Annotated in this window: 9 protein-coding genes and 1 other annotated feature; of the genes, 6 read left to right on the top strand and 3 right to left on the bottom strand. The window is 43.3% G+C overall.

Translation table 11 applies throughout. The annotated features are described in order from the left end of the window. Positions 1-377: 377 nt before the first annotated feature. The 3 genes from clpB to rluD all read right to left on the bottom strand — a co-directional run bounded on the left by clpB (position 378) and on the right by rluD (position 4,811). Entirely contained in the window at positions 378-2,951 is a 2,574-nt protein-coding gene (gene clpB, locus AB6D06_RS16485; RefSeq protein WP_065584733.1) for an ATP-dependent chaperone ClpB, read from the bottom strand. A gap of 142 nt (positions 2,952-3,093) precedes the next feature. Then, positions 3,094-3,834 (bottom strand): peptidoglycan editing factor PgeF, encoded by a 741-nt coding sequence (pgeF, locus tag AB6D06_RS16480; protein ID WP_065584732.1) that lies wholly within the window; start codon positions 3,832-3,834, stop codon positions 3,094-3,096. A gap of 2 nt (positions 3,835-3,836) precedes the next feature. Next, positions 3,837-4,811, bottom strand: a complete 975-nt coding sequence (gene rluD, locus AB6D06_RS16475; protein ID WP_017059364.1) for a 23S rRNA pseudouridine(1911/1915/1917) synthase RluD — start codon at positions 4,809-4,811, stop codon at positions 3,837-3,839. A gap of 137 nt (positions 4,812-4,948) precedes the next feature. Here rluD and AB6D06_RS16470 point away from each other — a divergent pair, with 137 nt between their 5' ends. The 6 genes from AB6D06_RS16470 (at position 4,949) to yjjX (ending at position 12,618) form a co-directional block, all read left to right on the top strand. Beyond that, positions 4,949-5,677 (top strand): outer membrane protein assembly factor BamD, encoded by a 729-nt coding sequence (locus tag AB6D06_RS16470; RefSeq protein ID WP_017059363.1) that lies wholly within the window; start codon positions 4,949-4,951, stop codon positions 5,675-5,677. A gap of 146 nt (positions 5,678-5,823) precedes the next feature. Then, positions 5,824-7,242, top strand: coding sequence for a transporter substrate-binding domain-containing protein (locus AB6D06_RS16465; RefSeq protein ID WP_372111064.1), 1,419 nt, complete (start codon positions 5,824-5,826; stop codon positions 7,240-7,242). A 424-nt stretch (positions 7,243-7,666) separates the two neighbouring features. Beyond that, on the top strand, positions 7,667-8,002 hold the full coding sequence (gene hpf, locus AB6D06_RS16460) for a ribosome hibernation-promoting factor, HPF/YfiA family (RefSeq protein WP_004735034.1): 336 nt from the start codon (positions 7,667-7,669) through the stop codon (positions 8,000-8,002). Positions 8,003-8,112: 110 nt separating this feature from the next. Beyond that, positions 8,113-8,234, top strand: a sequence feature (Phe leader region). 12 nt (positions 8,235-8,246) lie between these two features. Continuing rightward, positions 8,247-9,422 (top strand): prephenate dehydratase, encoded by a 1,176-nt coding sequence (pheA, locus tag AB6D06_RS16455; RefSeq protein WP_017059361.1) that lies wholly within the window; start codon positions 8,247-8,249, stop codon positions 9,420-9,422. A 333-nt stretch (positions 9,423-9,755) separates the two neighbouring features. Then, complete coding sequence (locus tag AB6D06_RS16450; RefSeq protein WP_372111061.1) at positions 9,756-12,134, top strand: putative bifunctional diguanylate cyclase/phosphodiesterase; 2,379 nt, start codon at positions 9,756-9,758, stop codon at positions 12,132-12,134. Further along, positions 12,097-12,618, top strand: a complete 522-nt coding sequence (gene yjjX, locus AB6D06_RS16445; protein ID WP_017059359.1) for an inosine/xanthosine triphosphatase — start codon at positions 12,097-12,099, stop codon at positions 12,616-12,618. The genes AB6D06_RS16450 and yjjX overlap by 38 nt, the downstream gene beginning before the upstream one ends. The last annotated feature ends 56 nt before the right edge of the window (positions 12,619-12,674 follow it).

Here is a 12,674-nt window from a genome sequence, read left to right as displayed (position 1 = left end):
ATATTCATCAACGAGTGCCCACACAGATTGATAGGTTTAAATTGTTAAAGAGCTTTACTTGTTGAGCCTTCCTTTTAGTAAGGAGCCTCTCGAAGTGGACGGCCATTCTAGCGGATTAGATTCCAGTGTCAAACACTTTTTCCAGCTAATTTTTCAAAGCATCTTAAATGCTTATCACCGTCTTGTTACTCAGTTCAAACCGCTTGGTTATCCTTGGCAACGGAGGCGCATTATAGAGAGAATAATCCTTTGTACAAGGCTAAAAACGAAAAAAAGCCGCCACCGGCGACCGTTCGAACACTATTCACACAAAGCGTTTAAAATAGGTACGATTAAGCCTTAATTTCGGCCAATCGTACCTACCGTTCTTACTTCAACTATTGGTGAGCAATAATGCGGTCGTTGTTTACTAATAGCTGCACTTTCTTATCTGGATTAATTTTTCCTGCCAGTATCGCTTTCGCTAACGGGTTCTCGACACTTTGTTGAATCGCTCTTTTCAAAGGTCGTGCACCATATACTGGATCAAAACCAACTTGAGAAATTAACTTGAGTGCTTTATCCGAAACTTCAAGCTCATAACCATTGTCTTCCATTCTCTTCTTAAGGTGCTCAAGCTGAATAGCGGCTATCGACTGAATGTGCTCTTGACCCAATGGATGGAACACCACGCTTTCATCAACTCGGTTCAAAAACTCAGGACGGAAATGTTTACCTACCACTTCCATCACTTCATTCTTTATTCCTTGGTAGTCGAGCGTATTGAAGTTCTCTTGAATTCTCGAAGAGCCAAGGTTGGATGTCATGATCACTACCGTGTTTCTAAAATCGACTGTACGACCTTGTCCATCAGTTAAGCGTCCATCATCAAGCACCTGCAATAAGATATTGAAAACATCAGGATGCGCTTTCTCTACTTCATCTAGCAAAATCACTGAATAAGGCTTGCGACGCACTGCTTCTGTTAAGTAACCACCTTCTTCATATCCAACGTAACCCGGAGGAGCACCAACCAAACGAGCAACAGAGTGTTTCTCCATAAACTCAGACATGTCGATACGCACCATTGCATCGTCACTATCAAACATGAAGTTCGCGAGTGTTTTACACAACTCCGTTTTACCAACGCCAGTTGGACCAAGGAATAAGAAAGATCCAATCGGCTTGTTTGGATCAGATAAACCTGCACGGCTACGACGAATCGCATTCGATACCACTTCGACTGCTTCCGCTTGGCCAATAACTCGCTTATGTAGAACACCTTCCATTTTAAGAAGCTTCTCTTTCTCGGCTTCTAGCATTTTAGAAACAGGTATGCCTGTTTGCTTCGATAGCACGTCTGCAATTTCTGCATCAGTGACCTTATTACGCAGCAGCGTCATTTCTTGCATTTCAGCTTGAGTCGCAAGATCTAACTGCTTCTCTAATTCTGGGATTCGACCGTATTGCAATTCAGACATTCGGTTAAGATCACCAGCACGTCTCGCAAAATCCATATCCATACGAGCTTGTTCTAGCTCTGACTTGATGTGTTGCGTGCCAGAAAGCGCGGCTTTCTCTGCATTCCACACTTCTTCAAGCTCTGCGAAATCTCGTTCTTTGTCAGAAAGCTCTTCTTGTAATGTTCGAAGGCGTTTTTCACTGGCTTCATCATTTTCATTGGTAAGAGCTTGCTGCTCGATCTTCAATTGAATGATTTTACGCTCGAGCTTATCTAGCGACTCAGGTTTTGAGTCGATCTGCATACGGATACTCGAAGCCGCTTCATCAATCAGATCAATCGCTTTATCCGGCAGTTGACGATCAGAAACGTATCGATGAGATAGTGTTGCTGCAGCCACGATTGCTGGGTCGGTAATTTCTACATGATGATGAAGTTCATAGCGCTCTTTCAAACCACGAAGAATCGCCACCGTGTCTTCAACCGTTGGTTCATCGACAAGCACTTTTTGGAAGCGGCGCTCTAACGCTGGATCTTTCTCTATGTATTGACGGTATTCATCAAGAGTCGTTGCGCCAACACAGTGGAGTTCACCACGAGCCAACGCTGGTTTTAGCATGTTACCGGCATCCATAGAGCCTTCACCTTTACCAGCGCCGACCATAGTATGAATTTCATCGATGAAGAGAATGATATTGCCCTCTTCTTTAGACAATTCATTGAGGACTGACTTCAAACGCTCTTCAAACTCACCACGATATTTAGCGCCAGCTACCAAAGCACCCATGTCTAATGAAAGTACGCGTCGGCCTCTTAAACCTTCTGGCACTTCATTGTTAATAATGCGCTGAGCCAAACCTTCAACGATAGCTGTCTTACCAACACCAGGTTCACCGATAATGACTGGGTTGTTCTTAGTACGACGCTGAAGTACTTGGATAGTACGGCGGATTTCGTCATCTCGGCCAATTACCGGATCCAGCTTGCCTTGCTCCGCTCTTTCAGTCAGATCGATGGTGAACTTCTCTAACGCTTGGCGTCGGTCTTCGGCATTTGGGTCATCAACTTTTTGACCGCCACGAACCTGCTCGATAGCTTGAGATAATTTTTGCTCAGTAAGACCTAGCTCTTTAAGCAGGTTACCTAAAGGGCCTTTATCTTCAATTGCGGCAAGTAGGAAGACTTCCGAAGAAATGTATGTGTCTTGACGCTTTTGTGCGACCTTGTCACATAGGTTGAACAAAGTACCCATTGCATTCGACAGTTGAACATCACCACCGATACCACTTACTTTCGGTACACGGTCTAATATTTCGCTTAGCTTTGAACGCAATTGAACCACATCAATATTCAGCATGGTGAGCAATGGACGAATTGCACTACCATCTTGATTAAGCAAAGACACCATTAGGTGCACAGGCTCTATATATTGGTGATCACGACCTAATGCGAGCGACTGAGCATCAGATATCGCAATTTGGAATTTACTAGTGAATCGATCGAGACGCATGCCAACCTTCCTACTCTTAGATATGTTTATCTTATGGTTAGAAGATGGATACGGTAACGCGGATTTTCAAGGGATAAGAATGAAGAATAGAGCTGTTATAAAAATATAAATGAGCTGGATGACTGGTTGCACTAGTTAAAGGTTACTCTAACCAAATAAAAGTAGCTTGGCGTCCAGTAATACCATCACGACGATAAGAATAGAACGCATCGGCATCAGCGAAGGTACATAGATTAGAGTCTGTCACAGAAGTTACACCAACTTTGTTCAGTCGTTGCGTTGCAAGCTGAGACATATTCGCTAGCCATTTGCCTGGTTCAGCTTTGGCTTCAAATGCGAGCTTAGCTTGAGAGTCAAAACTAACGAAAGCTTCCAACACATCATCGCCTACTTCAAAAGCTTGTTTGCCTATTGCAGGACCAAGCCAAGCAATGATCTTATTCTCTGAACCTAAGTTTGAAAACTTTGCGACGGCATTTTCAAGAATGCCACCAGCAAGACCACGCCAACCAGCATGAACTGCAGCAACTTGAGTGCCTTTGGTATCAGTAAGGATTACAGGTAAGCAATCGGCTGTCATCGCAGAACAAACAACATCTTTAGCTGTGGTAAATGCACCGTCAGCATCAAGAATATCTGCCGTAGGGTGTAAAACCGTAACGACATCTGTTGAGTGAGTTTGATGTAGCCATACCGGAGCGGCAGGCATATTAGCGTGTTGCTTGAGCCAGGCTCTGTTGTTTTCAACAAGCGAAGCATCATCCCCAACATGCGTACCTAGGTTTAATCCTTGATACGCACCAGTAGAAAAACCATCAAAACGTGTCGAAGCAAATGCTTTCACGTTTTTTGGTGCATTCCAGTTAGGGATGATCATCGACATGATTAAATGTCGTCTTCCAAGTTTTCGCGCGCATCAACACGTAACGCTTCAGCCATCACGACCATGTCATTTGGCACAGGAGCGTGGAACTCAACTTCTTCACCTGTAATTGGGTGAACAAATTTAAGCATAACAGCGTGCAGTGCTTGGCGATCAAAAGAACGAATCATTGTTGTTAGTTCTTCAGATGCACCTTTTGGAATACGAGCACGACCACCGTATGCAACGTCACCTAGCAGCGGATGCTGAAGGTATGACATGTGAACACGAATTTGGTGAGTACGACCCGTTTCTAGGCGTAGACGAATACGAGTATGCTCGCGGAAGTGCTCAGCAACACGGTAGTGAGTTACCGCTGGCTTTCCTAATTCATTTACATCCATCAAGGTACGCTTAGTTGCATGACGGCTAATGCCTTTCTCTACCACACCACCAGCGGTCATTTTGCCAATTGCAATTGCTTCATATTCACGAGTAATACGACGCTTAGCAAGAGCACGCACAAGACGAGTTTGAGCTGGAACCGTTTTAGCCACAACCATAAGACCTGTTGTGTCTTTATCAAGACGGTGCACAATACCTGCACGAGGCACTTCTGCAATCTGTGGGTAATGGAAAAGCAATGCGTTTAGTATGGTTCCATCCGGTGTGCCTGCGCCTGGGTGTACAACCAGATCGCGAGGCTTATTGATAACCAATAAGTCATCATCTTCGTAGACAATGTTTAGAGGAATATCTTGTGCTTCCCAGCGCTCTTCATCTGCAAGTTCAGCTTGCAAGATGATCTCTTCACCGCCCAAAACCTTAACGCGCGGCTTTGTAATAACTTCGCCATCCACTTGGATTTTGCCGTCAAGAAGCCACTCTTTAATGCGAGAGCGAGAAAAATCGGTAAATAGTTCAGCGACAGCTTGGTCTAAACGTTGACCTAACTGGCTGCTTTTTACTGTGTCTGTTAATGTGATCTGCTGAGCCATATCGAACTTTTTTAAAAACCGTGAGACTAATACCCATTAGTATGGATAAAATAGAATAATTGCATCATTGTATCTGTTACTGGTTAGAAAGTAACGGAAGCTTACGAAATATTTAATTCAAGGAATCGACGCCTGACATGAAACACCTTACTTTATCGGGTCTATTAGCCGTATCACTCTTGGTTGGTTGTTCAAGTAGTGAAGAGATAGTGCCAGATGTACCACCATCGGTTCTCTACTCTGACGCTCAAGAATCACTGCAGAGCGGTAGCTGGCTTTCAGCAATAGAAAAGCTAGAAGCCCTAGACTCACGTTACCCATTCGGCGCCTATTCTGAGCAAGTACAGCTCGATCTGATTTACGCTTACTACAAAAATGATGACTTGGCACTTGGCCTCGCTACCATTTCACGTTTCCTACGTTTGAACCCAACGCATGAGAAACAAGACTGGGTTCTTTACATGCGCGGCTTAACGCACATGGCGCAAGACCGAAACTTCATGCACGATATTTTTAATATCGACCGTAGTGACCGAGATCCTGAACCAGTGAAACTTGCGTTTGCTGACTTCAAGCGACTACTCGAACGTTTCCCTAGTAGCCCTTATGCTGAAGATGCACAAAAACGCATGTTCGCACTTAAGAACCGCCTAGCAGAGTATGACTTAGCCACCGCTGATTTCTACCTACGCCGCGAAGCTTGGATTGCTGCGATCAACAGAACGCAAGAGCTGCAAAAAACTTACCCAGACACCATTGCTGCGCGTAAGTCTTTAGATATCCAGCTAAAAGCTTATCAACAACTCGGCCTAGATGACGCTGTGTTAAGAACAGAAAAGTTGATTGAGTTAAACCCACTACCTTAATCAAACCTCTTACATCTCAATCCTAAAAGCGCGCTAATTTACTAGCGCGCTTTTTTTCATCTACATATCGCAAACTTGATGGATCGCATAATACACGGTATCTTCAAAAGATAACTTTTAACAAAACATCAACATGGAGTGTAGATGTGAGTAGGTTGTTATTATTTATCTGGATATCGCTATTTAGCCACTTATCCTATGCATTAGAACTGTCTCCATTAAGCAATAAGCCTTACATGGGTGACTTGGATGTGCTCAAAACCAAAGGAACGGTTAGAGTGCTAGTGTCTGCCGATCTTGGTTTCTATTACATCGAGGATGGCAAGCCAAAAGGCATCGTGGCAGAAATGCTCTACCACTTTGAGAAAAGCCTTCGTAAGAAACATCCCTATCTCAATGTTCAAATCATCCCCGTGCAACGAGATGATCTACTTCCCTCTTTAGAGTCTGGCTATGGTGATGTCGCTGTCGCTAACCTAACGATCACCGATAAACGATTACGAACCATCGATTTTTCGGATCCGATGATTAAAGATGGTAAAGAACTCATTATCACAGGGAAAAAGGCCGAACCTATCACCGAAATCAAGCAATTGAGTGGCAAAGAGGTGTGGATACGAGCAAGCTCGAGTTACTTCGAGAGTGTACAAAGAGTTAATAAGGAGCTTAACGAGCTAGGTTTACCACCACTGCATGTCCACTTTATCGAGGAGTCATTACAAGACTACGAGCTGATAGAACTGGTTAACCAAGGTTATATACAAGGCACAATTCTGGATAACCATAAAGCCAAGATCTGGATCGATGTAATGGAAAACATTCAAGTCCATAACGACTTACCTTTACGAGAAAATGGTCGTATTGCTTGGGCTTTAAGAAAAGACAGCCCTCAACTGAAGAAAGAGATAAACAAATACGTCAAGACCGCACGAACAGGCACCCTGCTTGGGAATGTCATCTACCAGAAATACATCGACAATACTCGCTGGTTAGGCCGAGCACTCAACCCCAATAAAGTAGACCGAGTAGCTAAACTCTCAGATGTCTTTGAAAAGTATTCGAGCAAGTATGAATTTGATCCTTTAATGATGTCAGCTCAAGGTTTCCAAGAATCAGGACTGGATCAGAGCCGGATTTCTCATCGCGGGGCTATTGGTGTGATGCAGGTATTACCGAGTACCGCCAAAGATAAAAACGTCAACATCAAGAACATCCATAAGGTGGATAACAACATCCATGCGGGTGTGAAGTATATGCGCTTTATCAAAGACCGATATTTTGACGACCCGGCAATATCACCCGACAATCAAATCTACTTTACCTTGGCTTCTTACAACGCTGGTCCTGCTAAGATCAGAAAGATGAGGAGCATTGCCAAGCAGAAAGGTTACAACCCAAACATCTGGTTTAAAAACGTAGAAATCATCACTCGCAAATACGTGAGTAAAGAACCCGTAACCTATGTTGCCAACATCAATCGTTACTTCGTAATCTATAAACAATTACAAGCTATCAATGCTATCCGAGAGGACGGCACAGCGAGATTACTGAACACTAACGACTAGGATCGCCTCCATCCCAGAGCTGGGGAGCCAAAGGTATTAGGTAAAGCTAAAAAACACAAAAGCCGCATAAGAATACTTATGCGGCTTTTGTTTATCTAATTCTGAAGAAGCTTATGTAGCGACCTATATTACAAGACCTATATCACAAAACACTATTGAGTAAATTTCAATCAAGCACTTTCCATAGGCTGTAGGACGCCCCTAAAAACTGATTTAATTTTTAGCGAAGCCTTGCCTCCAAGTTATCGTTTTTCATAAGGATAACAAGCATTTTTCGCCAAAAAGATACTAAGACTTGCGTAAGATCACATTTGATTTTAATGCTTATCCCACCCAACCAAAACAAGATCTAGATCACATTCTTTATTCCTAAAAGTCGTAATCTGAAGTTAACCCATGAGGGATACAACAGAGGAAAACTTCTATGAAAATGAACATCACTGGTAAAAACATCGACATTACCTCTGCAATCCGTGATCACATAGAAAGCAAATTTAAAAAGCTAGATAAATGGCAAGTAGACATCATTGGCTGCCAAGCGAGCTTTAGCGAAGAACCAAACAAGAAGAAGAAATTTGAAGCGGTATTAACCGTACCAAAAGGCCAACTTGTTGCTTCATCAATCCATGACGACCTCTACGTAGCGATCAACGAAGTAGAACAAAAACTAGAGCGTCAACTCAACAAGCTACGCCATAAACCAGAAGCGCGCCGCGCTGAAAAGCCTGAAATCGAAGAGCTAGAAGCTGAAGTAGAATAAGGAAAGAGAACAGATTAAAAAATAGCGCCTCAGGGCGCTATTTTTTTGCTTGACGCTCGTAGCTCGCTTGCTTATTGTGTTTAAACATTCATAAAACAATCACTTTTTATGCACACTCAATCTTTGTTTATTTTTGACTTCTTTTTTCTTCCGTAAATCGGAGGCTAAGTCGTTTTAGAAAAACAAGTCAAAAACGAACAAGAAGCCTCCCACACTAGGGAGGCTTTTTTATAAGGACACATTTATGACTGACCGCTCAATTTCACTGGATGATATCCGCCTTCGTCTTAATGATTTAGACGACGAACTCCTGAAGTTACTTTCAGAGCGTCGCAAGCTAAGTATCGAAGTCGCTAAAAGCAAAGTAGAGACATCAAAACCAGTTCGTGATGCAGTACGAGAACAACAACTATTAGTTAAGCTGATCAACAACGGCAAAGATAAATACGAACTTGATGCGCAGTACATTACCAAGCTGTTTCACACCATCATCGAAGATTCCGTTTTACTACAACAGTCATACTTACAAAACCTAGCGAACCCGCAAAGCCGTAAACCATTGGCTCGCGTTGCATTCTTAGGTTCTAAGGGATCGTATTCTCACCTTGCGAGCCGCGAATACTTCAGCCGCAAGAATATGGAATTGATTGAGCTGAACTGTAATCACTTCAAAGAAGTCGCATCAACAGTAGAGTCTGGCCATGCCGACTACGGTGTCCTGCCGATTGAGAACACCAGTTCAGGGTCAATTAACGAGGTCTACGACCTGTTACAGCATACGACTCTATACATTGTTGGCGAACTTTCTCAACCGATTGAGCACTGCCTTGTTGCTAAAAGTGATATCCGTTTAGAAGACATCAAAACACTCTACTCGCACCCACAACCTCATCAACAATGCAGTGAGTTCTTGAGCCGCCTTAAGGGTGTCAACCTTGAGTCTTGCGCAAGCACCGCTGATGCAATGAAAAAAGTTAAAGAATTGGGTGGTAATGACGTAGCTGCTATTGGTAATGCATCGAGCGGTAAGCTTTATGGACTACAGCCAATCCAGAGCAATATTGCAAACCAAACAGAGAACCACACTCGTTTCATCGTTGTGGCGCGTAAGCCTGTTGAAGTATCGACTCAAATACCAGCGAAAACAACGCTCATCATGTCGACATCTCAAGAGGCGGGTTCTTTGGTAGAAACACTACTGATCCTGCAACGCTTAGGCATCAACATGACTAAGCTAGAATCTCGTCCTATCATGGGTAACCCTTGGGAAGAGATGTTCTATGTCGATTTAGAGGCGCATCTGGATTCAGATAATATGCAACAAGCGATAACGGAACTAACAGCCATTACTCGCCACCTTAAGGTGTTGGGTTGCTACCCAAGTGAGAACATCAAAGCGACTCAAGTTAAGTTGTCATAGCTGAAAGTGAGTATCAGCTTTTAGCTAACATAAGTATTTGGCCTACAGCAGGCCAAATACTTAAATCACCCTCTAGTCGAGTACTATTCTCGCTAAGAAAACTCACCCTAGCATGCCTGAAACACAATTCACTTGTTTCGCACATTCGGCACGCTTACTCTCTCCACTACTTGAGCCTTTCTAACAAAAACTCATTAGTGGCTTTTTTTATCAATAAAGACAAAACCTTACCCCCTTCACAGGAAATCATCGAACTACGTATAATTAATAGCGAGTAAGCATTAAGTAACATAAACTTATGCGCTTAATTTATAAATAGTGTTGTCATTAACTATGAAGCTAAGTACTAAAATCTTACTACTAATAGCCCCTGTGATACTGATCAGTACCGCGGCTTCTAGCTATATTATTTATTCGACGCAAAAAAGCAGTTTCATCAAACGCGAAGACAACGCACTTCAACTGAACATGGAAAAACTAGCCGGATACTTTCGCCAATCTCGTTCGTTCCTCAATAGCTACTCTTACACCTTGACCCAGAGTGATATGGTGAAGCGTTATTTTCTCACTGATCAAAATCTATCTCGCGATCTTGAACTGGTCAGTAATCTTCGAGAAGCCATTCATTTCCTGCAAGATGACGATGAAAGCTATACAGGTTTAGCGCTTCTTAATGGTGATCGAAAACTGCGTTATTACGCGGATAATAGCAATGACTCACGCACTCAGATTGACAGTAAGATATTGGAGTATGTTGACCTGCACTATCAAGACACCTTAGCAACATCGAGTACCAACTATATTCAAAACTCCCAAGGCGAAGGGATGTTGGTTCACTATGACAAGGTAGATAGAAAAGCGATTTTCCCAACCGTTAACAATCAACCCGACGATGTGTTCTTTGTTGTTGTCTCTGTCTCTCTCGACAAATTTAATGCGCTGAGAAAACAGATAGAGTTCGACTACCAAACCAGTTTATTCTTCACATCCATAGCGGTTTCTTTGGAAAATGATGTCACCCACTCAGTCAAGCTTGCTCCAGAACTGTACGCCACGGTCGATCCGGCGCAATTCCTATTAGAAAACAAGCTCGATTCAATTTGGAACAAGCTGAGTTTGTCGTTTGCCCTGTCTGCGTTTGTGACTGTCGCTCTTCTACTCATGCTTCTGTCTCGCACTGTGATTACTCCAATAACGCGGCTCGATCGACAGCTACAGCAAGTCGAAAAAAAACAACGTAAGAACATCGAACGCTTGGGCACTCGTGATGAGCTTGGCCGCCTATCACAGCGTTTTTATGACATGTACCAAGAGTTAGATAACACCTACCAACAGACCAAGCTCTTGGCCGAAAATGATCAGTTAACCCAAATAGCCAATAGGCATCAGTTTCAAACCTTCGTTCAGCAATCGTTGCCAAAACCGAGTTCGAATACCGAAACCTGGGTTCTCTATTTTGACTTGGACAACTTCAAGTTTGTGAACGACAAATACGGACATCAAATCGGCGACTCGATTCTGGTCTCTTTTGCTCAGCGTATTTCAGATATTTGTCGTCACTATAAAGAGGAGTTCGACGCTCATTGTATGCCAGCCCGACTTTCTGGAGACGAGTTCGTTGTCTACATTAACGCTCCTAGTCACCGAGGAAATGTCGCGCATCGATTCTCGAACGATTTGCTCACTCCACTGCAAAAAGGCTTTGTCACCGAATCAGGCAGCTTTCCGATCACGGTCAGTATTGGTATTGCGACCTACCCTAATGATGGCAACTCAATCGAGAAGCTTCTGTCCAACGCGGATACCGCGATGTACCAAGCCAAGCGTGCCGGTAAAAACCAATTTGCTGACTATTCACGGGATTTAGACAAAGCCATTCAGCGCCAAGCAGATATTGAACGTGCGCTTAGAGGTAAGAATTTTGATGATGAATTCAGGCTCGTTTACATGCCCTACATGGATTCCACCGGGACTGATGTTATTGGCGTTGAGGTGTTATTGCGTTGGAATTCAAAGCAACTTGGTTTGGTTCCACCAGATGAGTTCATTCCAATAGCCGAACAAACCGGGCTGTTTGAACATGTTGACCGCTGGGTAATACAGAATGCGTTTGCTTCATTCCATCGACTTCAGGCTCAATTTGATCACTCAATTCAATTGTCGATCAACCTATCTTCTGCTGGCATTGAAACCACTCATCTTGCGGGTTTCATTAAAGAACACGCGGAGTTAAATCGAATTCCACCAAGCCTAATCGATTTTGAAATCACTGAAACCTTTTACTCAAATTCAGAAGGTTTTCCATTGCTGAACGAACTGGCATGCATGGGTTATCGACTGGTGATTGATGACTTTGGTTCCGGTTACACCTCTATCACTCAACTGGTGCAGTATCCAACTCAGAAAATTAAATTGGATAAAGCGTTTTTGGATACCTTAATTGAAACCGATAACCAGAACATCGTAAAACCAGTTATCGGGTTGTGTCATGCTCAGGGGAAAAAGGTCACCGCCGAAGGGATTGAAACTCAAGACATGCACCAGTGGTTACAGGATGCACAGTGCGATATGCTGCAAGGCTATTACTTTGGTAAACCCATGCCACTAGAAGAGTTGAGTGACTGGTACCGACAACATCAACTCAATCTAATCGACAACAAAAAGAATCCGACACATGAAATCTGTAATCATCGCATCGCTGAACCCAGCTAAAATAAACGCCGTTAAAAGTGCGTTCTTATCTGCTTTTCCTGATACTGAATTTGATTTCAAAGGCATCAGCGTCCCTAGTGGTGTCGCCGATCAACCGATGAGCAATGATGAAACCTATCAAGGTGCCGTGAATCGAGTTCACAACGCAACTCAAGCTCAGCCTGATGCAGACTTCTATGTTGGTCTAGAAGCGGGAATAGAAACAAACGTCACCTTTGCCTGGATGGTGATCGAAACGAATGGCCAACGTGGCGAGTCTCGTTCAGCAAGTCTGATGCTGCCACCAGCCGTGCTTGAGAAACTAGAGCATGCAAACGAGTTAGGGGATGTGATGGATGAAGTGTTTGGTACCGACAATATCAAACAGAAAGGTGGTGCCATTGGCCTACTGACACATAACCAATTGTCACGCAGTTCGGTCTATCATCAAGCTTTAATTTTGGCTCTGATCCCATTTGTGAATCCTGAACACTTTCCTATTTAGTATTTGAGGCTTCCTTAAACTTCAAAAGATTCCAAGAACAATCTTCAGAAACAAAA

The organism is Vibrio sp. 10N.239.311.G01 (genome assembly GCF_041465805.1).
GTDB classification, from domain to species: domain Bacteria; phylum Pseudomonadota; class Gammaproteobacteria; order Enterobacterales; family Vibrionaceae; genus Vibrio; species Vibrio crassostreae_C.
This window is presented reverse-complemented; position numbering and strand designations above follow the sequence as displayed.